This is a genomic window from Nocardioides sp. CFH 31398 (assembly GCF_022436705.1).
GTDB lineage: Bacteria > Actinomycetota > Actinomycetes > Propionibacteriales > Nocardioidaceae > Nocardioides.
In genome coordinates this window covers 23,752-47,900 of the sequence record NZ_JAKUHT010000018.1, presented here as the reverse complement: position 1 = coordinate 47,900, position 24,149 = coordinate 23,752, and the positions used below count along the sequence as shown (strand labels likewise).

The window sequence follows — 24,149 nt, the reverse complement described above, 5'->3', positions numbered from 1 at the left end:
CGGGTGCGCCCCACGCCGCTCCGGCCCGGCCCGGTCGCGGCGGGGTCCGTACCCTGGGGCCGTGCCCGACACCTCTCTGGTCCGCCGGGCCCGGAAGATGAACCGGGTCCTCGCCGAGACCTATCCCGACGCGCACTGCGAGCTCGACTTCGCGAACCCCTTCGAGCTGCTCTGTGTCACCGTTCTGTCCGCGCAGACCACCGACCGGCGGGTCAACGCCGTCCGCCCCGTGCTGTTCGCGACCTACCCCGACGCGGAGGCGATGGCGGCCGCGGACCGCGGAAAGCTCGAGGGCATCCTCGGCCCGCTGGGGTTCTTCCGCGCCAAGACCGAGTCGATGCTGAAGCTGTCGGCGCAGCTGGTCGAGCAGCACGGCGGCCAGGTGCCGCCGCGCCTGGAGGACCTCGTGAAGCTGCCCGGCGTGGGCCGCAAGACGGCCAACGTCGTCCTGGGTGACGCGTTCGGCATCCCCGGCATCACCGTCGACACCCACTTCGGTCGGCTCGCGCGCCGCTTCGGATGGACCACCCAGACCGACCCGGTGAAGGTCGAGCACGAGATCGGCGCCCTGTTCCCCAAGAAGGACTGGGTGAAGCTCAACCACCAGGTCATCTGGCACGGACGTCGCCGCTGCCACGCCAAGAAGCCCGCCTGCGGCGCCTGCCCGGTCGCCCGCTGGTGCCCGTCGTACGGCGAGGGCCCGACCGACGCGGAGACCGCGGAGAAGCTCGTGAAGACGCAGGGCCCCGCGTGACGCGGACCGGGCGGCTGACCGCGCGGCGGGCGGTCTCGCTGGTCGCCGTCCTGCTGCTCGTCGGTGCCGCCGTCGTCGCCTGCTCGGGCGAGGACGGCGGCTCCAACTGGTCCATCCCCGCGATCGGCCCGCCCGACGTCGAGGTCGACACCCCCGAGCTGCGGGAGGCCAAGGCGGACGCCGGCATCGAGGACTGCCCCGAGACCACCGGGGACGTCACCGGTGAGCTCCCCACGCTCACCCTCGAGTGCTTCGGCGGCGGCCCGTCGGTCGACCTCTCCGAGCTCCGCGGGCCGATGGTGATCAGCGTCTGGGCACAGTGGTGCACGCCGTGCCGCAACGAGATGCCGGAGCTCGAGAAGTACCACCAGCGCTACGGCGACGAGGTGCCGGTCCTGGGCATCGACTTCCAGGACCCGCAGGCCGACGAGGCCATGGACTTCCTGGCCGAGACCGGCGCGACGTACCCGCAGCTGGCCGACCCGGGCGGGGTCATCGACGGGGCGGAGCCGTTCCCGCGGCTGCAGGGCATCCCCTTCCTGCTGTTCCTGGACGCCGACGGCCGGGTGGCGAGGAAGCAGTTCGTCATCATCGACTCGCCCGACGAGCTCAAGGGTCTCGTCGAGGAGAACCTCGGGGTCAGCCTGTGATCCCCGAGTGGCTCCGCCCGGTCGAGGACGGCGCCCGCACCATCACCGCCGAGCAGCTGACGCGGTTCACGGTCCCGCCCGGCGAGGACGCCCGGCCGTGCGCCGTCCTCGTGCTGTTCGCGGACGGGCCCGAGGGGCCCGAGGTGGTCCTCACGGAGCGCGCCCACGACATGCGGTCCCACCCGGGCCAGGTCTCCTTCGCGGGCGGCGCGCTCGAGCCCGGCGAGAGCGTCGAGGAGGCCGCGCTGCGCGAGGCGTGGGAGGAGATCGGGCTCGAGGCGGACGGCGTCGAGACGTTCGGCCGCCTGCCGGAGCTGTGGATGCCCCCGTCGAACGCCGCCGTCACCCCGGTGCTCGCCTACTGGCACACCCCGGGGCCGCTCACCGTCAGCAGCCCCGCCGAGGTGCACGCCATCCACCGCGAGCCGATCGCGCACCTGCTCGACCCGGCGTCCCGCTACACGGTGCGGCACCCCAGCGGCTTCCGCGGACCGGCGTTCCGCATCGGTCCCGACCGCGACGTCGTCCTGTGGGGGTTCACGGGCGGGATCCTGTCCCGCACGTTCGACCACGTCGGCTGGACCCGGCCCTGGGACGAGTCCGTCGTCGAGGACCTCCCCGAGCACATGCTGGAGGACGGCCCGCGCCGCCGCCGTCTCAGCCCGCAGCAGGAGCAGGCGCTCCGCGACAGCGGGACCCAGGGCCCGGAGCAGCGGACGCAGGGCGAGGATCCCCGCCCTGCCGAGCCGGCCCAGGTCGACGACGGGGCGGCCGACCTCGAGGGCATCGCCGACGACAGGCCGGAGGGGGGTGAGCCGGGTCCGTCGGTGCCCTCTGGCACGATCAGCGCGAGCCCGGCGGAGGAGGCGCGGTGAACCTGCTGGACTGGCTGCTCGTCGTCCTGCTCGGCGCCTACGCGCTGTCCGGCTACTGGCAGGGTTTCATCACCGGCGCGTTCGCGACGGTGGGCCTGCTGCTCGGCGGCCTGCTCGGGATCGTCCTGGCGCCCATCGCCCTCGGCGACGCCGAGCCGTCGCTGTGGGTCTCGCTCGGCGCGCTGTTCATCGTCATCCTCGGCGCCACCCTGGGCCAGGCGGCGATGCAGTACACCGGGGCGCGCCTGCGGGACCGCGTCACCTGGCAGCCCGCCCGGGCCCTGGACGCCGTCGGCGGGGCCGTGCTCTCGGCGGCCGCCGTCCTCGTCGTCGCCTGGGCGCTCGGGCTGGCCGTCACGGGCAGCCGGATCGGCTCCGTCACGCCGCTGGTGCGCGACTCCACGATCCTGTCGGAGGTCGACCGGGTCCTGCCCGACCAGGCCGGGCAGGCGCTGCAGGCGTTCAACGGCGTCGTCGGGACCACCTTCTTCCCCCGCTACCTCGAGCCGTTCGCCGACGAGCAGATCCGTGAGGTCGGCCCCGGTCCGCGCCGCCTGCTCACCGACCCCGACGTGGTCGACGCCGCCGAGAGCGTGCTCAAGGTCCGCGGCGCCAACGAGTGCGGCCGCGGCGTCGAGGGCAGCGGCTTCCTGTACGCCGACGACCGGCTCATGACCAACGCCCACGTCGTCGCCGGCGTGGACGACCCCGAGGTCGAGATCGGGGACACGACCGTCGCCGCGGACGTCGTCCTCTACGACCCGGGGCTCGACATCGCCGTCCTCGCCCTCGACGACCAGGACCGGCCCACCCTCGAGTTCAGCACCGAGGGCCGCCGCGGCCAGGGCGTCGCCGTCCTCGGCTACCCCGAGGACGGCCCGTACGACGTCCAGCCCGGCCGGATCCGCGCGCAGCAGTCGCTGCGCTCGCCCGACATCTACGGCGAGGGCACCGTCGTCCGCGACACCTTCTCGATCCGGGCGCTCGTGCGCCCCGGCAACTCGGGGGGACCCATCGTGTCGTCGACCGGCAACGTGCTCGGCATGGTCTTCGCGGCGTCCGTCAACGACGACGACACCGGCTACGCCCTCACCGCCGACCAGGTGGCCCAGTCCGCGGCCACGGGCGTCAGCAGCACGGCACCGGTCGACACCGGCACCTGCACGGGCTGACCCCCGCGACCGAGCCCACGAGGTCGTGACCCGGTGGGACGGGCGACCGTCAGGAGCGGTTGGTCAGCGCCTTCTTCGTGTCCTGCGCCTGCTTGATCGCGCGCTGGGGGCCACGGACCTTCTTGACCTTGCGGACGCCCAGCAGGGCGAGGACCGCGGCGATCAGGACGTAGCCACCGAAGACGATGAGGAAGGCCCAGTGCAGCGCCAGGCCGTCGCCGTTCCAGTTGATGAAGTAGGCGATGGCGACCGACAGCATGATGATCGCCAGCACCGCGAGGAAGCCCGCGACCGCGAAGAAGCCGACCCCCACAGCCCCGTTGCTGACGCTCACCTTCAGCTCGGACTTCGCGAGCTGGATCTCCTTGGAGACCAGGGTCGAGATGTCCCGGCTGACGTCGGCGACGAGCTTGCCGATGGTGGGCTCGGTGTCCGGTGCCGGTGCGTGTGCCATCTGCGTCCTCGTGTCGGCGGCGGTGGTGCGCCACGACCCTACAGAAGGGGGGCCCCGGCGGGCGCGATCAGGTGTCGCGCTGGTAGACGTCCGGTACCCCGTCCGCGTCCTCATCGAGGGACTCGCGCGCGGCGATCCTGCGGTAGACGCCGTTGCGGAGACGCAGGACGACGCTGGCGAGCAGGACCGCGGTGAGGGACCCGAGCAGCACCCCGACCTTGACGTGCTCGTCCCGCTCGCTGCCCTGGCCGAACGCCAGCTCGCCGATCAGCAGGGACACGGTGAAGCCGACCCCGGCCAGCATCGCCATCCCGATGACGTCGATCCACGCGAGGTCGTCGTCCAGGTCGGCCCTGGTGAACCGGGCCAGCAGCCACGTCGAGCCCGCGATGCCGACCGTCTTGCCGACGACCAGGCCCGTGAGGATGCCCAGCGCGACCGGGTCGCGGAGCGAGTCCAGCAGGCCGGAGAGGCCGCCGACGGTCACGCCGGCGGCGAAGAAGGCGAACACGGGGACGGCGATACCCGCCGAGATGGGGCGCACGAGGTGCTCCAGGTGGCTGGCCAGCCCGTGGTCGGGCCCGCTGCCGTCGCGCGCGAGCACCGGCACGGTGAAGCCCAGGAGGACGCCGGCGACGGTCGCGTGGACGCCGGACTCGTGGACCAGGCCCCAGGTGAGCACCGCGAGCGGCACCAGCAGGAGCGGGTGCGTGACGCGCTTCTGGACCAGCAGCGCGAAGAGCCCGAGCGGGACCAGTGCCGCGAGGAGGAACAGCGGGGCCAGCTCCTCGGTGTAGAAGAGCGCGATGATCGTGATGGCCAGCAGGTCGTCGACGACCGCGAGGGTCAGCAGGAAGGTCCGCAGGCCGGTCGGGAGGTGGGTGCTGATCACCGCCAGGATCGCCACCGCGAAGGCGATGTCCGTCGCGGTCGGGATCGCCCAGCCGCGCAGGTCACCGCCCGGCCCGACGTTCCAGGCCACGAAGACCAGCGCGGGCGCGACCATCCCGCCGACCGCGGCGGCCATGGGCAACGCGGCGCGTCGGGGGTCGCGGAGGTCGCCGGCGACGAACTCCCGCTTGAGCTCGAGGCCGACCACGAAGAAGAAGATCGCGAGGAGACCGTCGGCCGCCCAGGTGCCGATCGAGAGGTCGAGGTGCAGCGACGCCGGGCCGACCACGACGTCGCGGGCGCCCTCGTACAGGTGGGCCCAGGGGGTGTTGGCCCAGACGATGGCGACGACCGCCCCGGCGATGAGGAGCATCCCGCCGGCGGTCTCGGTGCGCAGCACCGCGGCGATGCGGGAGTCCTCCAGCCACGAGCCGCGCGTGAGCAGGCGGCGGCGCCCGGAGGCGGGCGGGGTGCCGGGTGGGGTGCTCGGCGCGGTCATCGGGTCCTCCCAAGGGGTCGGCGGCAGACTGCCGACCAGACTTCCCGGCGCACCGCCCACCAGCGTAGGTGATGGTGGGGCGCGGAGGTTTCGTACCGCCAACCTCGGGTATCCGACGCAGAGGCCGTGGCAGGGTGTCCTCCGGACACCGCCGCCCCCGGGCAACCTCCCGGGGGTCACGGCGCGTACTGCAGACACGGGCGCCTCGGGCGCCGCCCCACAGACTGGAGGTCCCCATGGGGAGCACACGCACGGCAGGGAGGCGGTTCGTCGCCGTCTCGGCGACGCTCGGGATCGCGGCCTCGTTGACCGCGGCCTTCTCGCTGAGCGCGTCGGCCGCCGACGAGCCCGGCCAGGACGGCGCCGCCGCGCAGGGCCCGGACGTGCTCGTCCGCGAGGCCCCGGCCCGCACCGGCTCGTTCGTCGTCCGGGCGCAGCGCGCGTCCACCGACTCGGTGTCGCCGGCGCTGATGGAGGACCTGCGCACCTACGCGCGCTCCTCCGGCGAGGACCTCGCCGACCTGGTCGAGACCCACCGCGGCGTCGACGCGTTCGCGGCGTACCTCGACTCCTACGCGCAGCGGAACCCCGACCAGTACGTCACCGGCGGCATCGCGTCCGAGCCGGGCGAGCCGAACTGGATCCAGACCACCACGCGCCCCGGCGCCTCCGAGGTCGCGCGGATCGAGAAGCTGCCCGTCGACGTCGAGGTCACCTTCGGCGCCCCGGCCAGCTACCGCGAGCTCGAGGAGCTCTCCCAGGAGCTCGTCGAGTCGGCCGGCGGCGAGGCCCTGCAGTCGGTGACCGCCGGGTACGACGCCGAGACCCAGACGATGGACCTGGAGTACACCCCGGCCGAGGGTGCCGCGGGTCGCGCGGTGGAGGGGGCCGTGGACGGCGTCCTCGGTCGCGCCTCGCAGGCGCTGCCCGGCGCGGCCCTCCCGCTGGAGGTCACGACCACCGAGACCGACAGCCCGCTGACGTTGCAGCGCAAGATCGTCGGCGGCCGCCCGGTCAACAGCAACAAGTTCATCTGCACCGCCGGCTTCACGGCGAAGCGCAAGGGCCGCCCCGGCGTCATCACCTCGGGCCACTGCCCGAACCGCCTGCGCTACATCAACAAGCCGGGCACCCTGAAGAAGGCCGTGAAGGCGAAGAGCCGCCGCACCGACCTGCAGTGGAACCAGGTGAACCGCAGCAACGGGCACAAGGCCGTCGCGAAGTTCCGCTACAAGAGCGGCCGCAAGGACCGCGCCGTCCTGAAGGTCCGCAACGCCCCGCGCGGCGCGACGGTCTGCAAGTGGGGCCGCACCAGCGGCTACAACTGCTCGAAGATCGTGCGCACCAACATCTGCGGTCGCTTCACCAACGGTGAGACCTACTGCGGCCTGGACAAGACCCGCCGGAAGATGAGCAGCCCCGGCGACAGCGGTGGCCCGAACTTCTCCGGCAACACCGCCCGCGGCATCACCACCGGCGGCACCAACAGCTACAGCCTCATCACCCGGGTGGCGCGCATCGACAACATCGGCAGGACCCACATCATGAGGAAGAAGCGCCGGCGCTGACCCCTCGCGACGTAGGACGGCCCGTCACCCCTCCGGGGTGGCGGGCCGTTCGTCGTTGCGGGGTCTCGGTCAGCGTGAGCGATGCCGTTCCTGACGTTGTGACCCTCAGGGGGGCCTCTCGAGGGTCGAGACGTCAGGAACCGGACACGGTGGACTCGATGGAGGACGTCGTCGTCGCGTGAGCGGGGCGCTCGACCAGCGGAGGTCGGCGGGGCAGGACGCGGAACGGGGCGGGTCCGGCGCCGTGCGCCGGTCCCGCCCCGTCCTCCCCCCGGACCCCGGGGGAGCGAGGTGCTAGCCCTCGTCCTTGCCGCTGGAGGCGCCCTGCTGGATCAGGTCCATCACCGTGGAGTCGGCCAGCGTGGTCACGTCGCCGACGTCCCGGTTCTCGGCGACGTCGCGCAGCAGGCGGCGCATGATCTTGCCCGAGCGGGTCTTCGGCAGCTCGGGGACGATCATCACCTGACGCGGCTTCGCGATGGCGCCGATCTGGGTGCGGACGTGGTTGCGGAGCTCCTCGACGATGTCCTCGCCGCCGTCGCCGGCCTCGTCACGCAGGATCACGAACGCGCAGACCGCCTGGCCGGTGTCGTCGTCCGCCGCGCCCACGACGGCCGCCTCGGCGACCTTCGGGTGCGAGACGAGGGCCGACTCGATCTCGGTGGTCGACAGGCGGTGGCCGGAGACGTTCATGACGTCGTCCACGCGGCCCAGCACCCAGACGTCGCCGTCGTCGTCCTTCTTCGCGCCGTCGCCGGCGAAGTAGAAGCCCTGCTTCTTGAAGCGCGACCAGTAGGTGTCCTGGAAGCGCTGGTCGTCGCCGTAGATCGTGCGCAGCATCGAGGGCCACGGCTCGGTGAGCACGAGGTAGCCGCCGGAGCCGTCCGGCACCGAGTTGCCCTCGTCGTCCACGACGTCGGCGGAGACACCGGGGATGGCGATCATGGCGGAGCCCGGCTTGCCGTGGGTGACGCCGGGCAGCGGGCTGATCATGATCATGCCGGTCTCGGTCTGCCACCAGGTGTCGACGACGGGGACCTTCCCGCCGCCGATGACCTCGCGGTACCAGACGTACGCCTCGGGGTTGATCGGCTCACCCACCGAGCCGAGCACGCGGATCGACGACAGGTCGCGCCCGTCGGGGATCTCGCGGCCCTGCTTCATGAACGACCGGATCGCGGTCGGCGCGGTGTAGAAGATCGTCACCTTGTACTTCTCGATGACGTCCCACCAGCGGCCCTTCTCCGGGTGGTCGGGGGTGCCCTCGTACATCACCTGGGTGACGCCGTTCGCGAGCGGCCCGTAGACCAGGTAGGAGTGCCCGGTGATCCAGCCGACGTCCGCGGAGCACCAGTAGACGTCGGTCTCCGGCTTCAGGTCGAAGATCGCCCAGTGCGTGTACGACGTGCCGGTGAGGTAGCCGCCCGTCGTGTGCAGGATCCCCTTCGGCTTGCCGGTGGTGCCCGAGGTGTACATGACGAACAGCGGGTGCTCGGAGTCGAACGACTCCGCCGTGTGCTCCGGGGACGCCGAGCCGACCGCGTCGTGCCACCAGACGTCGACGTCGTCGTCCCAGCCGATGTCCTGGCCGGTGCGCTGGACGACGAGGACCTTGCGGACCTTGTCGGTCTTCGTGCGCGCCTCGTCGACGGCGGGCTTCAGCGAGGACGCCGAGCCGCGTCGGTAGCCACCGTCGGAGGTGATGACGACCTCGGCGCCGCAGTCCTCGATGCGCGAGGCCAGCGCGTCGGCGGAGAACCCGCCGAACACCACGGTGTGGGGGGCGCCGAGGCGGGCGCAGGCGAGCATCGCGACGGCGACCTCGGGGATCATCGGCATGTAGATGGCGACGCGGTCACCGGCCTTGACGCCCAGCTCGGTCAGCGCGTTCGCGGCGCGGCAGACCTCGTCCTGCAGCTCGGCGTAGGTGATGGACCGCTCGTCCTCGACGGGCTCGCCCACCCAGTGGATGGCGACCTGGTCGCCCTTGCCGGCCTCGACGTGCCGGTCGACGCAGTTGTACGACGCGTTGAGGCGGCCGCCCACGAACCACTTCGCGAACGGCGGGTCGTCCCAGTCGAGGACGCGGTCCCACCGGGTCTCCCAGCTCAGGCGGTCGGCCTGCTCGGCCCAGAAGGCCTCGCGGTCGTTCTTCGCGCGCTCGTAGGCCCCCTCCTTCAGGTTGGCCTCGGCGGCCAGCTCCGCCGGCGGCTCGAACCGGCGGTCCTCCTTCAGCAGGTTGGACAGGGTCTGCTCGGACTTCTCGCTGCTCTCAGTGCTCACGTCTCTCCTCCGACGACGGTGGTACGGCGAGCCTAGGGCGGTACGCGGACGGCGGGGACCCTCCGAGGAGAGGGTTCCCGCCGTCCGTGGCCCTGGGCCGGTGTGGGGTCAGTGCTGGCTGGCGCCCTCGGCGCCCGCGCCGGTCAGGGCGCGGACCTCGAGCTCCGGGTACAGCCGCTCCGAGGCCGGCTCCCGCGCGGTCAGCGTGCCGATGATGCCGAGCAGGAAGCCCAGCGGGATCGACACGATGCCCGGGTTGTTCAGCGGGAAGATCGCGAAGTCGGCGTTCGGGAACAGCGAGGTCTCCGCCCCGGACATCACCGGGGACAGGACGACCAGGCCGACGCACGAGATCAGGCCGCCGTAGATGCTCCAGCAGGCGCCGCGGGTGTTGAAGCGGCCCCAGAACATGTTGAAGAGGATGGCGGGCAGGTTCGCCGACGCCGCGACCGCGAAGGCCAGGGCGACGAGGAAGGCGATGTTGAGCTGCTGCGCCGGGATGGCCAGCACGATCGCGACCGCGCCGATGACGACGGCCGCGAGCTTCGCGACGCGGACCTCGTCCTTCTCGGTGACGGCCTTGTCCTTCTTGAACACGCCCTTGTAGAGGTCGTGCGCCACCGAGGACGACGACGCCAGGGTGAGGCCCGCGACCACCGCGAGGATGGTCGCGAAGGCGACCGCCGCGATGAGGGCGAGGAGGATCGCGCCGCCGACGGAGTCCGCACCGCCGCCGACCTCGCGGGCCAGCAGCGGGGAGGCGAGGTTGCCGGTCGCGCCGGCCTCGTCGGTGTCGATGAGCGCCGCGGCGCCGAACCCGAGGACGAGCGTCATCAGGTAGAACGCACCGATCAGGCCGATGGCCCACAGCACCGACTTCCGCGCGTCCTTCGCGGTCGGGACCGTGTAGAAGCGGATGAGGATGTGCGGCAGGCCCGCGGTGCCGAGCACCAGCGCGATGCCGAGGCTCAGGAAGTCGACCTGCGAGGTCAGCGTCGCGCCGTACTGCAGGCCGGGCTCGAGGAACGCGTCCCCGGCGCCGGACTTCTCCGCGGCGTCGCCGAGCAGGGCGGAGAGGTTGAAGTTGTAGCGCAGCAGCACCAGGAACACGATCAGCGCCGAGCCGGCCATCAGCAGGACGGCCTTGATGATCTGCACGTACGTCGTGCCCTTCATGCCACCGACGGTGACGTAGAAGATCATCAGCGCGCCGACGCCCACGATGACCAGGTTCTGCACGGCCTGGCTGTCGACGTCCAGCAGCAGCGCGACGAGCACGCCCGCGCCGACCATCTGCGCGAGCAGGTAGAAGATCGACACGACCACGGTCGAGACGGACGCCGCGGTGCGGACCGGGCGCTGACGCATCCGGAACGCGAGCTGGTCGGCCATCGTGTAGCGGCCGGCGTTGCGCAGCATCTCGGCGACGAGCAGCAGGGCCACGAGCCACGCCACGAGGAAGCCGATGGAGTAGAGGAAGCCGTCGTACCCGTAGAGCGCGATGGCGCCGGAGATGCCCAGGAAGGACGCGGCGGACATGTAGTCGCCGCCGATCGCGAGGCCGTTCTGGAAGCCGGAGAAGCCGCGGCCGCCCGAGTAGAAGTCGGCGGCGGTCTTGGTCTGGCGGCTGGCGTAGAAGGTGATCCCGACCGTCAGCAGGACGACGGCGAGGAACAGGCCGGTGGTGAGGAACTGCTGGTTCACTGGCCGGCCTCCCGGGCGTAGCGCTCGCCGAGGGAGGTGGCGAGCGGGTCGAGGGCCTTCGACGAGTGCTTGGCGTAGAGGTACGCGATGCCGAAGGTGGTGACGAACTGCAGCAGCCCCAGCACGAGGGCGATGTTGATGTTGCCGATCACCTTGATGCCCATCAGGCCGGGCGCCCAGTTCGAGAGGACGACGTAGAGCAGGTACCAGACCAGGAACGCGACCGTGGCCGGGATGGCCCAGCCGCGGTACTTCTTGCGCAGCTCCGCGAACTCCGCGGTCTCGTGGAGCTCCTTGTAGATCGGGGCGGAGTCCGCCCGGTAGTGACCCGCGTCTGGGTCCTTGTCGACGTGCGCCATCGTGCCTCCTGGGGACAGGGCTGGGTGATGGCAGCAACCTAGGAGTGATCACCGTCACGTGACGCGCGCCACGGCGCACGGCGCGACGAGCGGTCGGCTGGGTGCGACGAGCGGCACCCGGCCCCCTCGGGAGGCCGGGCGCAAGTGGTCGGGCGGGGCTGAGCCTCCGCGAGGACCGGTGAGCCGGTCTCGACGCGGCCCATCCTCGAGGGGCTCGTCCCCGCTCGACCGCCGCAGGGGTTCTCCGGCGGCCCCGCCGGCGTTCCGATGCCGCTCTGCGGGGCGGTGTGAGGTCGTGAGGGGAAGTTGACACCGGCCTCACACACGACGACACACGGGCGACACACGGGTTGCCGAGGATCAGGGCACACCGACCCGAGGAGCCCGCATGACCCTGATCGACGACCCCCGGGCGTCCGCTGACGAGGCCGCCGCGCCGAGCGGCCGCCGTACCGGACGCTGGATCGACGACTGGCGCCCGGAGGACCCCGAGTTCTGGGAGACCCGGGGCCGCGCGGTCGCGCGTCGCAACCTGGCGTGGTCGGTCTTCGCCGAGCACCTCGGCTTCTCGGTGTGGCTGATCTGGAGCGTCAGCTCGGCGTTCCTCGTCTCCATGGGCTTCGACTTCTCGCCCCAGCAGCTGTTCGTGCTGGTGGCGCTGCCGAACCTGGTGGGGTCGCTGCTGCGGGTGCCCTACACGCTGGCGGTCCCGGCCTTCGGCGGTCGCAACTGGACGGCGGTCTCCGCGGCGCTGCTGCTGATCCCCACGGTGCTGTTCGCGATCGCGGTGCAGAACCCGGACACCCCGTTCTGGGCGTTCTGCCTGATCGCCGCCACGGCGGGCTTCGGCGGCGGCAACTTCGCGAGCTCGATGGCGAACATCAACTTCTTCTACCCGGCGGCCAAGAAGGGCGCCGCGCTCGGTCTCAACGCCGCCGGTGGCAACCTCGGGGTCGCGCTCATCCAGTTCTTCCTGCCGGTCGTCGTCGGCGGCGCCGGGATCTTCGGGCTGGTGCAGGCCAGCTCGTCGGGCATCAGCCTCGAGCGCGCCGGCTGGCTGTACGCCGGCCTCGCGCTCGTCGCGACCGCCGCCGCCTGGTTCTTCATGGACAACCTCGGCACCGCGGTCTCCCGGCCGCGCGACCAGCTCGTCGTGGTGCGCGAGCGCCACACCTGGATCATGGCGTTCCTCTACATCGGCACCTTCGGCTCCTTCATCGGCTACTCCGCCGCGATGCCGCTGCTGATCCGCCTCAACTTCTGGGTCCCGGAGCCCGCACCGCTAGGCACCGGCATCTACTTCGCCTACTTCGCGTTCCTCGGCGCCCTGATCGGCTCCGCGACCCGCCCGCTGGGCGGCTGGATGGCGGACCGCTGGGGCGGCGCGAAGGTCACCCTCGCCGCGTTCGCCGGGATGATCGTGTTCACGCTGCTCGTGCTGGCGACCCTGCTGCAGCTGACCCCGAACCCGACGGCCGACCCGGCGATCGCGACCGAGAACCAGTCGTGGTTCGCCCCGTTCCTGGTCTGCTTCGCGGTCGTCTTCGCCTGCACCGGGATCGGCAACGGCTCGACGTACAAGATGATCCCCGCGATCTGGCGCACCCGGGCGGAGCGCTCGACCGAGGAGGGCACCCCGGAGCGGCACGCCGCGCTCGCCCGCTCCACGAAGGAGGCCTCCGCGGCCATCGGCGTGATCGGGGCCGTCGGCGCCATCGGCGGGTTCCTCATCCCCATCGCGTTCTCCTCGCCCTGGGTCGCCGACCCCCGCTCCGCCACGGTCATCGCCTTCACCACGTTCACCGCGTTCTACGTGGTGTGCGCGGTCGTGACGTGGGCGGTCTACCTGCGCCGGGCGCGGCCCGACAGCCTCGCCCACGCCGGGATCTGATGACGCGCGAGACCCGCTCGGGCGGCCCCACCGCCACGCACTGTCCCTACTGCAGCCTGCAGTGCGGGATGGTCCTGACCCCCGGCCGCGGCGGCCGGACCCTCACCGTCGCGGCCCGCGAGGACCACCCGGTCAGCGAGGGCGGTCTGTGCCGCAAGGGCTGGACCGCCGCCGGCCTGCACGGGCACCGCGAGCGGCTGACGACTCCGCTCGTGCGCGACCGCGCCACCGGCGACCTCCGGGCCGTCGACTGGGACGAGGCGCTGGACCTGGTCGCCGAGCGGCTGCGTGCCGTCCAGGCCGCCCACGGCCCCGACGGCGTCGCCGTCTTCGGGGGTGGCGGCCTGACCAACGAGAAGGCCTACCAGCTCGGCAAGCTCGCCCGGGTCGCGCTCGGCACCAGCCAGGTCGACTACAACGGCCGGTGGTGCATGTCGTCGGCGGCGTCGGCCTCCAACCGGGCGTTCGGGATCGACCGGGGACTGCCGTTCCCGCTCGCCGACGTCGAGCACGCCGACGTCGTGGTGCTGGTGGGGTCGAACCTCGTCGAGACCATGCCGCCCGCGGCCCGCCACCTCGACCGCTGCCGCGCGAACGGGGGCACGGTCGTGGTGATCGACCCCCGTCGGACGGCCACCGCGGAGCGCGCCGACGTCCACCTGCAACCCGTCCCGGGCACCGACCTCCCGCTCGCGCTGGGCGTGCTGCACGCCGTCGACGCGGCCGGCGGGGTCGACGCGGCGTACGTCGCGGAGCGGACGGTCGGCTGGGAGGACTCCCGGGCCTCGGCGAGCGCCTGGTGGCCCGAGCGCGTGGAGCGGGTCAGCGGCGTGCCGGCCGACGAGGTGCGGGCCCTCGCGTCCCTGCTCGCCGGGGCGGGCTCGGCCGTCGTCCTCACCGCCCGGGGTGCCGAGCAGCACGCCCAGGGCACCGCCACCGTGCTGGCCTGGATCGACGTCGCGCTCGCCCTGGGCCTGCCCGGCCGGCCGCACTCCGGCTACGGCTGCCTCACCGGTCAGGGCAACGGCCAGGGCGGTCGGGAGCACGGCCAGAAGGCCGACCAGCTGCCCGGCTACCGGATGATCGACGACCCCGCGGCGCGGGACCACGTGGCCGCCGTCTGGGGCGTGGACGCCGCGTCGCTGCCCGGGCCGGGCCGCTCGGCGTACGAGCTGCTCGACGCGCTCGGCACCCCGGGCGGGCCGCGCGCGATGCTCGTCCACGGCTCCAACATCGTCGTCTCGGCGCCGAACGCCGCGCACGTCACCGACCGCCTCGCGGCCCTCGACCTGCTCGTCGTCTGCGACCTCGTGATGAGCGAGACCGCGGCACTGGCCGACGTCGTGCTCCCCGTGACCCAGTGGTCGGAGGAGAGCGGGACGACCACCAACCTGGAGGGGCGCGTGCTGCTGCGGCAGCGCGCCGTGGCCCCGCCCGCGGGGGTGCGCAGCGACCTCGAGGTCATGGCCGGGCTCGCCGAGCGGCTCGGGGCGCCGGGCACCTGGTCGACCGACCCGGCGGAGGTCTTCGACGAGCTCGGCCGCGCCTCGGCCGGAGGGCGGGCCGACTACGCCGGGATCAGCCACGCCCGGATCGCCGAGTCCGACGGCGGCGTCTTCTGGCCGTGCCCCGACGCCGACCACCCCGGGACGCCCCGGCTCTTCGCCGACGCCTTCGCCCACCCCGACGGCCGCGCCCGCTTCGTCGCCGTCGACCACCTCGGCCCCGCCGAGCCGGTGGACGAGGCGTTCCCGGTCCACCTGACCACCGGGCGGGTCCTCGCGCAGTACCAGTCCGGCGCCCAGACGCGCCGCGTCCGCGAGCTGCCCGACACCGGGCCGTACGTCGAGATGCACCCGATGCTGGCCGACCGGATCGGCGCGTACGACGGCGAGCCGGTGGTCGTCACGACCCGTCGCGGCGAGCTGAAGGCACCCGCACGGCTGACGACCGCGATCCGGCCCGACACGGTGTTCGTGCCCTTCCACTGGGTGGGCGCGAACCGGCTGACCAGCGACGCGCTCGACCCGGCCAGCCGGATGCCGGCGTTCAAGGTCTGCGCCGCGGCGGTGCGCGCATGACGGCCCCGACCACCTCCGCCGCCGCGGGGCCGGTGGTCGTCGTCGGCGCGGGCATGGCCGCCGTCCGCCTGGCGGAGGGGCTGGCGGCGCGCGGCGTCGGCGTCACCCTGCTCGGCGACGAGGACGCCGCGCCGTACAACCGCATCCTGCTGTCGGCGGTCCTCGAGGGGTCGTGCGACCCCTCGCTGCTGGCGCTGCACCCGCCGAGCTGGTACGCCGACGCCGGGGTCACGCTGCGGACGGGTGCCCGCGTCGTCGACGTCGACCGCGACGCCCGGGAGGTGGTGCTCGCCGACGACGAGCGCGTGGCCTACGAGCACCTGGTCCTCGCCACCGGTTCCCTGCCGACGCTGCCGCCGATCCGGGGCGTCGTGCGCCCCGACGGCGGCCTGCACCCGCGGGTGCACCCGTTCCGCAGCCTCGCCGACTGCCGCCGCCTGCAGGAGGCGGTCGCGCAGCCCGGCACCCGCCGCGCCGTCGTCGTCGGTGGCGGCCTGCTGGGTCTGCAGGTGGCGCGCGCCCTGGCGGTGCGCGGCCTGGCGGTCGAGGTCGTCGAGGGCGGCGAGCACCTCCTGCGCTCCCAGGTCGGCGCCCCCGCCGGCCGGATCCTGGCCCGCGACCTGCGCCGCCTCGGCACGGAGGTCTACACCGGCGCCCGCGCGACCCGGCTGCTCGCGGGCCCGGACGGCGACGGGTCGGTCACGCTCGTCCTCGACAACGGCGCCACCCTCGGCACCGACCTCGTCGTCCTCACCGCCGGCGGTCGCCCCAGCACCGCCCTGGCCCGGCGGGCGGGGCTCGCCGTCCGCCGCGGCGTGGTCGTGGACGGCCACCTCACGACCTCGGACCCCCGGGTCCACGCCCTCGGCGACTGCGCCGAGCACGACGGCGTCGTCACCGGGTTCGTCCCCCCGGCCTGGGACCAGGCGGCCGCCCTGGCCGCCCACCTGTCGGGGGAGACGGGCCCGCACGCGTCGTACGCCGGTCACCGCTCGGTCGCCCGCCTGCGGGCCACCGACCTGGACGTCGCCGTGCTCGGCGACCCGCGGACCGCCGTCGGCGACGTCGTCGAGGTCACCAACCCCGTCGCCGGCTCCCACCGTCGCCTGGTGGTGCGCGACGGCCGCATCGTCGCCGCCACCCTCGTCGGCGACCTGTCGCGGGTCGGGCTGATCACGGGCCACTACGACCGCGGCACCGTCCTCGGCCCCGCCGAGCCCGCCGCCCTGCTCGCCGGTGACCGTCCGCCGGCGCCCCGCACGCTCGCCGACGACGCCGAGGTCTGCACCTGCGCCGGCGCCACCGCGGGAGCCGTCCGCGCCTGCACCTCGCTCGAGGACGTCCGCGCCACCACCCGCGCCACCACCGGCTGCGGCGGCTGCGCCGACGACGTCCGCGCCCTGCTCGCCTCGCGCCCGCTCGCCCCCCAAGGAGGATCCCGATGAGCACTCCCGCCCCCCGGACCCCGGACCGCCCGCGCCTGGTCGTCGTCGGCCACGGCATGGTCGGCCACCGTCTCGTCCAGGCCGCCATCGAGCGCGGGCTGACCGAGACCCACGACGTCGTCGTCATCGGCGACGAGACGCACGCGGCGTACGACCGCGTCGGGCTCACCACCTTCTTCGAGGTGGGCGCCGAGGCGCTGTCGCTGCTGCCCACCGGCGTGTACGACGACCCGCGGGTCCGGCTCGTGCTCGGCAGCGCGGTGACCGGCATCGACACCGCCTCCCGCACCGTCCGCTTCGCCGAGGGCGACCTGGCGTACGACGAGCTGGTGCTCGCCACCGGAGCGGCGCCGTTCGTGCCCCCGGTCGAGGGTCGCGACCTCGAGGGGTGCTTCGTCTACCGCACCCTGGGCGACCTCGAGGCGATCCGCGACGCCGCGACCGCCGGCGCCCGTGTCGGCGCGGTGGTCGGCGGCGGGCTGCTGGGCCTCGAGGCCGCCAACGCGCTGCGCCAGCTCGGCCTGGAGACCCACGTCGTCGAGATGGCCACGCGCCTGATGGCCGTGCAGGTCGACGACGCCGGCGGCGCCGTGCTGCGTCGCCACGTCGAGGCGCTCGGACTCACGGTGCACACCGACGCCCGGACCACGGCGGTCCTGGGCGAGGACGGCCGGGTCACCGGGCTCGGCCTGGCGGACGCCGACGACCTCCCCGCCGACCTCGTGGTCTTCTCCGCCGGCATCCGACCGCGCGACGCGCTCGCCCGCGAGGCGGGGCTGGAGGTCGCCGAGCGCGGCGGCGTCCTGGTCGACGAGCGGTGCCGCACCTCCGACCCCCACGTGTGGGCGGTCGGGGAGTGCGCCGCACCCGCGGGCCGGGTCTACGGGCTGGTCGCCCCCGGCTACGCGATGGCCGAGGTGGTCGTCGACGCGCTGGTCGGCGGGCCCGGCACGTTCACCGGCGCCGACATGTCCACCAAGCTCAAGCTGATGGGCGTCGACGTCGCCTCCTTCGGTGACGCGTTCGCGGCGACGGAGGGCTCCCTCGAGCTCGTGTACGCCGACGCCGTCGCCGGGGTCTACAAGAAGCTGGTGGTCAGCGACGACGGCCGGACCCTCCTCGGCGGGATGCTGGTGGGCGACGCCTCGGCGTACGGGGTGCTGCGGCCCATGGTCGCCTCCGGGATCGCCCTGCCCGACAACCCGGAGGACCTCATCCTCCCCGCCGGGCGGGGGGCGGCGACCGAGGTCGGCCTCCCCGACGAGGCGCAGGTCTGCTCGTGCAACGACGTGTCCAAGGCCGACATCACCGCCGCCGTCGCCCGCGAGGACGACCCGTGCGACTCGGCGTCCTGCGTGACCCGCTGCACCGGGGCAGGCAGCACCTGCGGCTCGTGCAAGCCCGTGGTCAAGAAGATCGTCGAGGACTTCTTCGCCGAGCAGGGCCGGGTCGTCGACCGGAGCCTGTGCGAGCACTTCGCGATGACGCGCCAAGAGCTCTTCGACGCGATCGCGGTGGGCGGCCACACCGGCTTCGACGCGGTCGTCGCCGCCCACGGCACCGGTCGCGGCTGCGACGTCTGCAAGCCCACGGTGGCCTCGATCCTCGCCAGCCTGCTGAACCACCACGTGCTGGACGCCGCCAACCGCGTCGTCCAGGACACCAACGACGCCTACCTCGCGAACATCCAGAAGAACGGCACCTACTCCGTCATGCCCCGCATCGCCGGCGGCGAGGTCACCCCCGAGGGCCTGGTCGTGCTCGGGGAGGTCGCCCGCGACTTCGGTCTCTACACGAAGATCACCGGCGGCCAGCGGATCGACCTCCTCGGCGCCCGGATGGAGGACCTGCCGGCGATCTGGCGTCGCCTGGTCGACGCGGGCTTCGAGTCCGGTCATGCGTACGGCAAGTCGCTGCGGACGGTGAAGTCGTGCGTCGGCTCGACGTGGTGCCGCTACGGCGTCCAGGACTCGACCAGCCTCGCGATCATGCTGGAGCACCGCTACCGCGGCCTGCGCTCGCCGCACAAGATCAAGGGCGGTGTCTCGGGCTGCGCACGGGAGTGCGCCGAGGCGCGCGGCAAGGACTTCGGGGTCATCGCGACCGAGAAGGGCTGGAACCTGTACGTCGCGGGCAACGGCGGCGCGAACCCGGTGCACGCCCGGCTGCTGGCGCAGGACCTCGACACCGAGACGCTCGTGCGCTACCTCGACCGCTTCCTCATGTACTACGTCCGCACCGCCGACCGCCTGCAGCGCACCGCGCCCTGGGTCGAGGGCCTGGACGGCGGTCTCGACCGGGTCCGGGAGGTCGTCGTCGACGACGCGCTGGGGCTCGGCAGCGAGCTCGAGGCCGCCATGGACGCCCACGTCGACACCTACGTCGACGAGTGGGCCGCCACCCTGGAGGACCCCGAGAAGCTCGCGCGCTTCACCTCGTTCGTCAACGCCCCCGACGTGCCCGACCCCAACATCAGCTTCGGGGTCACGCGCGGGCAGGCCGAGCCCGTGCTCCACGAGGGTCCCGTCGACCTCGGGGCGACCATCGGTGTCGGGGCTCCCCGGTGAACGAGACGGTGAGGGAGACGGTGGGTGGGTCGGCGAGCGGCACGGGGACCTGGACGCCCGTCTGCCCGCTGAGCCGCATCGACGTCGAGGGCGGCGTGACCGCCCTGGTCGGCGGCCGGGCCGTGGCGGTGTTCCGCACGTTCGCCGACGAGGTCTTCGCCCTCGACAACGTCGACCCGTTCAGCCGCGCCTCCGTGCTGGCCCGCGGGATCGTCGGCACCCGCGGCGACGTGGACTTCGTGGCCTCCCCGATGCACAAGCAGGCCTTCGCCCTGCGCACCGGCGAGTGCCTGGACGACCCGACCGTCCGCGTCGCCGCGTACGACGTCCGCGTCGTCGACGGCACCGTCGAGGTGGGGGGCGTCCGTGGGGCTCGCTGAGGCGCCGCGGGAGGATGAGGGGGTGGACGACGGCAGCGGGGCGCTCCCGCTCGCGGGTTTCCGGATCGGTGTGACGGCGGCCCGCAAGGTCGACGAGCAGATCGCCATGCTCGAGCGCCGGGGTGCGACCACCCACTGGGCGCCCGCCCTGTCGAGCGACCCGAACCGGGTGGACGACGCCGAGCTGCGGGCGGCGACGGAGGGCGTCCTCGCCCGCCCGGTCGACCTGTTCCTGGCCACCACCGGCATCGGGATGCGGACCTGGTTCGACGCCGCCGAGTCGTGGGGCCTGCTCGACGACCTGCTCGCCCACCTGGGCCGGGCCGAGATCCTCGCGCGCGGCCCGAAGAGCGTGGGCGCGCTGCGACGGCGGGGGCTGCGCGAGCTGTGGGCGCCGGAGTCGGAGGCCTTCGACGACGTGCTCGGCCACCTCCGCGGCCGGGACCTCACGGGGGCCGGGATCGTGGTGCAGGAGCACGGGCAGTCGCTGTCGATGGCGGCGCACGCGCTGCGGCGCCAGGGCGCCGACGTCACCACCGTCACCGTCTACCGGGTCGCCTCCGCCGAGGACCCGGGCCCGATGTTCGGCCTCATCGACGAGGTCGCCGAGCGGCGTCTGGACGCGGTGACCTTCACCTCCGCCCCCGCCGTGGCCGCGCTGATGGAGGCGGCGACCTCCGTCGGCCGGCGCGACGAGGTCATCAGTGCCTTCACCGCCGACGTGCTCGCGTCCTGCGTCGGGCCGGTGACCGCGGCGGCGTTCGAGATGTGGGGCGTGCCGACCATCTGGCCCGACCGCTCCCGCCTGGCGGCGATGGTCAAGCAGCTGGAGGTCGAGCTGCCGTCCCGCTCGTGCGGGACGATGCTGAGCGTGGCGGGGCGTTCGCTGCTCCTGCACGGGGACGCCGTCGTGGTGGACGGGGCGGACGTGACGCTCTCGCCCGCGCCCTACGCCGTCCTCGCCGCGCTGGCGGTCAACCCGGGCACCGTCGTCTCCCGGCGCGAGCTGCTGGCCGCCCTCCCGTCGGGCACGGCCGGCTCCGAGCACGCGGTCGAGATGGCCGTCGCCCGGCTGCGGGCGGCGATCGGGACCCGCGCCGTGCAGACGGTGGTGAAGCGGGGCTACCGGCTGGCGGTGGACGACGGCGTGCAGTGAGACCGGATGATGGGGGCATGAGGCTCGTCACCGTCGCCCACGGCACCCGCAAGACGTCGGGCAACGTGATCGCCGCCGAGCTGACGGCGCTGGCGGCGGACCGGCTGGGCGTCGAGGCGGTCTGCTCGTACGTCGAGCTGTCCGAGCCCCTCTTCGCGGACGTGGTCGCCGGCTCGGGAGAGCCGACGGTCGTCGTCCCGCTGCTGCTGTCGACGGGGTTCCACATCCGCACCGACCTGCCGTCGATGGCGGAGGGCGCGGGCGGCCCGCTGACGCTCGGGCGTCCGTTCGGGCCCCACCGCCAGGTCGCGCGGGCCCAGGCCGCGCGGCTGCTCGAGGCGGGCGCGGAGCCGGGCTCGCGCGTCGTGCTCGTCGCGGCCGGGTCGAGCGACGAGCTCGCGACCCGCGACCAGGAGCGGGCCGCCGAGCTGCTGGCCGAGGAGTGGGGCGGCGAGGTGGAGGTCGCCACGCTGACCGCCCGTGGTCGTCGTCCGGCCGAGGTCGTGCGCGACGGCGACGCGGTCTCGCCGTACCTGCTGTCGCCCGGCTACTTCGCCGACAAGGCGGCCGGCCAGGCGCGGGAGGCGGGGGCGGGGGTGGTCGCCGACGTCCTCGGGACGCACCCGCTGCTCGTCGACCTGCTCTGCTCGCGGTTCACCGCGCTCAGGTCAGCAGCGCGGTGAGCGGGGCGATGGCGAACCAGAGCAGGAACGCGACGGCGATGCCCCACATCAGCGGCGAGACGTCCTGCGGCTTGCGGCGCACCACCTTGATGAGCACGTAGGACAGGAAGCCGGCGCCGATGCCGACGGTGATGGAGTACGTGAACGGCATCAGGATGATCGTGAGGAACGCCGGGAGGGCGACCTCGAGGTCGTCCCAGTCGATGTCCTTGACGCCGCGCAGCATGAGGAAGCCGACGAGGACGAGGGCGGGCACCGCGGCCTCGGACGGGATCGAGGCGACGACGCCGACGAACAGCGTGGTCAGCAGGAAGAGGACCCCGGTGACGATCGAGGCGATGCCGGTCCGGGCGCCCTCGCCGACGCCCGACGCGGACTCGATGTACGACGTGTTCGACGACACGCCGCCCGCGCCGCCGGCGATGGCGGCGACCGAGTCCACGACGAGGATGCGCTGGGTGTTCGGCGGGGAGCCGTCCTCGTCGTTCAGGCCCGCCTCGGCGCCGATGGCGGTCATCGTGCCGATGGTGTCGAAGAAGTCGGCGAGCAGCAGGGTGAAGACGAGGAGGACCGCGGCGACGACCCCGGCCTTCTCGAAGGACCCGAGGAGGTTGAACTGGCCGAGGGTGCCGAGGTCGGGGACGCCGAACCACTGCTCGGGCGGGGCGGGCACGGTCAGTGCCCAGCCGGTGGGGTTGTCGGCTCCACCGGGCCCGATGTCGAGGACGGCCTCGAGCACGAAGGCGAGGACGGTCCCGACGGCGATGGTGATGAGGATCGAGCCCTTCACGCGCAGCGACCACAGGGCGATCAGCAGCACGAGCCCGACGGCGAAGACGACGATCGGCCAGCCGTCGAGCGCGCCGTTGGGCCCGAGCTGCACGGGCACGGTCGTCATCGCGGCGTCGGGGTAGCGGCGTGAGAACCCGGCGTCCACGAACCCGATGAAGGCGATGAAGAGGCCGATGCCGGCGGAGATGGCGATCTTCAGCTCGCGGGGCACGGCGAGGAACACGGCCTTCCGCAGCCCGGTGAGCACCAGGACCAGGATGATCACGCCCTCGATGACCACCAGCCCCATGGCGTCGGCCCACGTCATCTGTGAGGCGAGGACGACGGCGACGAACGCGTTGAGCCCGAGACCGGTGGCCAGCGCGAGCGGGAAGTTCGCGACGGCGCCCATGAGGATGCTCATCACGCCGGCGATCAGCGCGGTCCCGGCGGCGATGGCCGGCAGGTTCGGCTCGCCGTTGCTGCTGCCGAGGAAGGACCCCTCGACGTCGGGCGCGAACCCGAGGATCAGCGGGTTCAGCACGACGATGTACGACATCGTCACGAAGGTGACGACCCCGCCGCGGACCTCCCGGCCGAGGGTGGATCCGCGCTCGCCGACCTTGAAGTAGCTCTCCAGCATGCTCACGAGCAGCACCCTGGCACGGAAGCGTGTCGGCGTTGTTTCACGACGCGGGGGTTTTCGCACAAGCCGCCGGTGGTCGCACCGGGAGGCGCCAGATCCGCCACCGCAGGGCGAGGAGCAGCGAGGCCAGCAGGCCGGTGCCGACGACGGCGATCGCGCCGCGGGCACCCAGGGGACCGACGAGCGCCGCGGCCAGCGCCGCCCCCAGCGGCAGCGCACCCTAGGCGATCATGCGGGCCGTGGTGTTGACCCGTCCCTGGAGGTCGTCCGGGGTCACCTGCGCGCGGGCGACGATGCCGTTGACGATCACGAGGGTGACCACGCACGAGTACGCCGTGAGGGCCGCCACCGCGGTCGCCAGGCCCGGGGAGGCGGCGAGGGCGAGCAGCAGCAGCCAGCCGGCGCCGTACCCCACCGTGGCGACCGTCCCCGGCCCGAACCGGGCCTGGACCCGGGACACCAGCAGTCCGGCGACCGCGGAGCCCACGGCGCTGCCGGTGGCGAGCAGACCGATGCGGCCGTCGTCCGCGGTGAGGCCGAGCTCGGTCACGGCGAGCACGGCGTAGAGGCCGAGGACGGCGCCGCCGGCGAGGGACAGGCCGACGCCGAGCAGCGTGAGCGGTCGCACCAGCTCGTGGGTGAGCACGAACCGCAGGCCCTCGGCCACGGTCTCGCGCCACCCGGTGCTCGTGGCCGCGCCCCCGCCGCCGACGCGCAGCCCGGCGTAGAGGACCGCGGACACGACCAGGGCGGCGGCCTCGCACCACAGCACGCCGGCGAGGGCCAGCGGGCCGATCAGCACCCCCGCGACGGCCGGGGCGAGGATGCCCGTCAGTGTCCCGGCGGTCGTGAGGAGACCCTGCGCGGCCGCGAGCCGCTCGCGGCCGACCAGGGCGGGCAGGGCGCCGAACGTCGCGGAGTCGGCGAAGACGTTCAGCGCCGCCACGACGACGGCCGCCGCGGCGACGTGGCCGACCCCGAGGGCGTCGCGCGCCGCGGCGAGCGGCACGGAGCCGAGGGCGAGCGCCGCGCCGACCGCGCACGCCACGAGCGTCGCCCCGCGGGGGAGCCGGTCCGCGACGGCGCCGGCGGGCAGGCCGAGCAGGAGGTAGGCGCCGGCGGGCGCGGCGACCAGGACGGCCGCGAGGGCGGGGCCGCCGCCGAGGTCGAGGACCAGCAGCGGCAGCACCACCAGGGTCATGCCCGCGCCGGCCCAGCCGAGCAGCCTCGCGAGGGCGAAGCGGAGGAAGGCCGGGTCCCGTGCGAGCATGCTAGCAACCTACCTCATGGTGTGCCCGGATGGAACGCGTGCCGTGGCTG

19 protein-coding genes are annotated in these 24,149 nt (G+C 73.5%); 12 read left to right on the top strand and 7 right to left on the bottom strand.

What is annotated here, in order from left to right; translation table 11 throughout:
* Positions 1–61: 61 nt before the first annotated feature.
* The 4 genes from nth to MJ876_RS14765 are packed head-to-tail and all read left to right on the top strand — an operon-like array spanning position 62 to position 3,451.
* Positions 62–754, top strand: a complete 693-nt coding sequence (gene nth / locus MJ876_RS14780) for an endonuclease III (RefSeq protein ID WP_374202479.1) — start codon at positions 62–64, stop codon at positions 752–754.
* Positions 751–1,404, top strand: a complete 654-nt coding sequence (locus MJ876_RS14775; RefSeq protein ID WP_240237361.1) for a TlpA disulfide reductase family protein — start codon at positions 751–753, stop codon at positions 1,402–1,404. Before nth ends, MJ876_RS14775 begins: the two co-directional genes overlap by 4 nt.
* Positions 1,401–2,279, top strand: a complete 879-nt coding sequence (locus MJ876_RS14770; protein WP_240237360.1) for a CoA pyrophosphatase — start codon at positions 1,401–1,403, stop codon at positions 2,277–2,279. The genes MJ876_RS14775 and MJ876_RS14770 overlap by 4 nt, the downstream gene beginning before the upstream one ends.
* Complete coding sequence (locus MJ876_RS14765) at positions 2,276–3,451, top strand: MarP family serine protease (RefSeq protein ID WP_240237359.1); 1,176 nt, start codon at positions 2,276–2,278, stop codon at positions 3,449–3,451. The genes MJ876_RS14770 and MJ876_RS14765 overlap by 4 nt, the downstream gene beginning before the upstream one ends.
* 49 nt (positions 3,452–3,500) lie before the next feature.
* On the opposite strand, the gene MJ876_RS14760 is transcribed toward MJ876_RS14765, so the two are convergent.
* Both MJ876_RS14760 and nhaA read right to left on the bottom strand, forming a co-directional pair.
* Positions 3,501–3,905: a phage holin family protein gene (locus tag MJ876_RS14760; protein WP_240237357.1), complete on the bottom strand. Its 405-nt coding sequence runs from the start codon at positions 3,903–3,905 to the stop codon at positions 3,501–3,503.
* Positions 3,906–3,972: 67 nt separating this feature from the next.
* Positions 3,973–5,295, bottom strand: coding sequence for a Na+/H+ antiporter NhaA (nhaA, locus tag MJ876_RS14755; RefSeq protein WP_240237355.1), 1,323 nt, complete (start codon positions 5,293–5,295; stop codon positions 3,973–3,975).
* A 236-nt stretch (positions 5,296–5,531) separates the two neighbouring features.
* Here nhaA and MJ876_RS14750 point away from each other — a divergent pair, with 236 nt between their 5' ends.
* Entirely contained in the window at positions 5,532–6,863 is a 1,332-nt protein-coding gene (locus MJ876_RS14750; protein ID WP_240237353.1) for a S1 family peptidase, read from the top strand.
* 294 nt (positions 6,864–7,157) lie between these two features.
* Here the strand turns inward: MJ876_RS14750 and acs are convergent, their stop codons facing one another.
* The 3 genes from acs to MJ876_RS14735 all read right to left on the bottom strand — a co-directional run bounded on the left by acs (position 7,158) and on the right by MJ876_RS14735 (position 11,209).
* On the bottom strand, positions 7,158–9,146 hold the full coding sequence (gene acs, locus MJ876_RS14745) for an acetate--CoA ligase (RefSeq protein WP_240237351.1): 1,989 nt from the start codon (positions 9,144–9,146) through the stop codon (positions 7,158–7,160).
* Between the two features lie 108 nt (positions 9,147–9,254).
* Positions 9,255–10,850: a cation acetate symporter gene (locus MJ876_RS14740; RefSeq protein ID WP_240237350.1), complete on the bottom strand. Its 1,596-nt coding sequence runs from the start codon at positions 10,848–10,850 to the stop codon at positions 9,255–9,257.
* Positions 10,847–11,209, bottom strand: a complete 363-nt coding sequence (locus MJ876_RS14735) for a DUF485 domain-containing protein (protein ID WP_240237349.1) — start codon at positions 11,207–11,209, stop codon at positions 10,847–10,849. Before MJ876_RS14735 ends, MJ876_RS14740 begins: the two co-directional genes overlap by 4 nt.
* Before the next feature lie 388 nt (positions 11,210–11,597).
* Between MJ876_RS14735 and MJ876_RS14730 the strand changes: the two genes are divergently transcribed.
* The 7 genes from MJ876_RS14730 to MJ876_RS14695 are packed head-to-tail and all read left to right on the top strand — an operon-like array spanning position 11,598 to position 21,412.
* The gene (locus MJ876_RS14730) at positions 11,598–13,100 is read left to right on the top strand and encodes an MFS transporter (protein ID WP_240237348.1); all 1,503 of its coding nucleotides are present in this window, start codon (positions 11,598–11,600) and stop codon (positions 13,098–13,100) included.
* On the top strand, positions 13,100–15,181 hold the full coding sequence (locus tag MJ876_RS14725; protein ID WP_240237347.1) for a molybdopterin oxidoreductase family protein: 2,082 nt from the start codon (positions 13,100–13,102) through the stop codon (positions 15,179–15,181). The genes MJ876_RS14730 and MJ876_RS14725 overlap by 1 nt, the downstream gene beginning before the upstream one ends.
* The gene (locus MJ876_RS21840; protein WP_275695047.1) at positions 15,178–16,626 is read left to right on the top strand and encodes an FAD-dependent oxidoreductase; all 1,449 of its coding nucleotides are present in this window, start codon (positions 15,178–15,180) and stop codon (positions 16,624–16,626) included. Before MJ876_RS14725 ends, MJ876_RS21840 begins: the two co-directional genes overlap by 4 nt.
* Positions 16,623–19,193: a nitrite reductase large subunit NirB gene (nirB, locus tag MJ876_RS14710; RefSeq protein ID WP_240237346.1), complete on the top strand. Its 2,571-nt coding sequence runs from the start codon at positions 16,623–16,625 to the stop codon at positions 19,191–19,193. The genes MJ876_RS21840 and nirB overlap by 4 nt, the downstream gene beginning before the upstream one ends.
* A gap of 8 nt (positions 19,194–19,201) precedes the next feature.
* On the top strand, positions 19,202–19,573 hold the full coding sequence (nirD, locus tag MJ876_RS14705; RefSeq protein ID WP_240237345.1) for a nitrite reductase small subunit NirD: 372 nt from the start codon (positions 19,202–19,204) through the stop codon (positions 19,571–19,573).
* Positions 19,574–19,595: 22 nt separating this feature from the next.
* Positions 19,596–20,729, top strand: a complete 1,134-nt coding sequence (locus MJ876_RS14700; RefSeq protein ID WP_240237344.1) for a uroporphyrinogen-III synthase — start codon at positions 19,596–19,598, stop codon at positions 20,727–20,729.
* A gap of 17 nt (positions 20,730–20,746) precedes the next feature.
* On the top strand, positions 20,747–21,412 hold the full coding sequence (locus MJ876_RS14695) for a sirohydrochlorin chelatase (RefSeq protein WP_240237342.1): 666 nt from the start codon (positions 20,747–20,749) through the stop codon (positions 21,410–21,412).
* Here the strand turns inward: MJ876_RS14695 and MJ876_RS14690 are convergent.
* Together MJ876_RS14690 and MJ876_RS14685 are read right to left on the bottom strand one after the other, a co-directional pair.
* Positions 21,393–22,826 carry an NCS2 family permease gene (locus MJ876_RS14690; RefSeq protein WP_240237382.1) on the bottom strand — a complete coding sequence of 478 codons (1,434 nt, stop codon included), beginning with the start codon at positions 22,824–22,826 and terminating at the stop codon, positions 21,393–21,395. The genes MJ876_RS14695 and MJ876_RS14690 overlap by 20 nt on opposite strands.
* A 223-nt stretch (positions 22,827–23,049) precedes the next feature.
* Positions 23,050–24,099, bottom strand: a complete 1,050-nt coding sequence (locus tag MJ876_RS14685; protein WP_240237340.1) for an MFS transporter — start codon at positions 24,097–24,099, stop codon at positions 23,050–23,052.
* Positions 24,100–24,149 lie beyond the last annotated feature (50 nt).

Bases quoted from the DNA above. Each gene is read 5' to 3' on its own strand.
- MJ876_RS14730 (WP_240237348.1), top strand. From the start codon at position 11,598: ATGACCCTGATCGACGACCCCCGGGCGTCCGCTGACGAGGCCGCCGCG.
- MJ876_RS14690 (WP_240237382.1), bottom strand. From the start codon at position 22,826: ATGCTGGAGAGCTACTTCAAGGTCGGCGAGCGCGGATCCACCCTCGGC.
- MJ876_RS14750 (WP_240237353.1), top strand. From the start codon at position 5,532: ATGGGGAGCACACGCACGGCAGGGAGGCGGTTCGTCGCCGTCTCGGCG.
- MJ876_RS14725 (WP_240237347.1), top strand. From the start codon at position 13,100: ATGACGCGCGAGACCCGCTCGGGCGGCCCCACCGCCACGCACTGTCCC.
- MJ876_RS14760 (WP_240237357.1), bottom strand. From the start codon at position 3,905: ATGGCACACGCACCGGCACCGGACACCGAGCCCACCATCGGCAAGCTC.
- MJ876_RS14695 (WP_240237342.1), top strand. From the start codon at position 20,747: ATGAGGCTCGTCACCGTCGCCCACGGCACCCGCAAGACGTCGGGCAAC.
- MJ876_RS21840 (WP_275695047.1), top strand. From the start codon at position 15,178: ATGACGGCCCCGACCACCTCCGCCGCCGCGGGGCCGGTGGTCGTCGTC.
- nhaA (WP_240237355.1), bottom strand. From the start codon at position 5,295: ATGACCGCGCCGAGCACCCCACCCGGCACCCCGCCCGCCTCCGGGCGC.
- MJ876_RS14685 (WP_240237340.1), bottom strand. From the start codon at position 24,099: ATGCTCGCACGGGACCCGGCCTTCCTCCGCTTCGCCCTCGCGAGGCTG.
- MJ876_RS14735 (WP_240237349.1), bottom strand. From the start codon at position 11,209: ATGGCGCACGTCGACAAGGACCCAGACGCGGGTCACTACCGGGCGGAC.
- nirB (WP_240237346.1), top strand. From the start codon at position 16,623: ATGAGCACTCCCGCCCCCCGGACCCCGGACCGCCCGCGCCTGGTCGTC.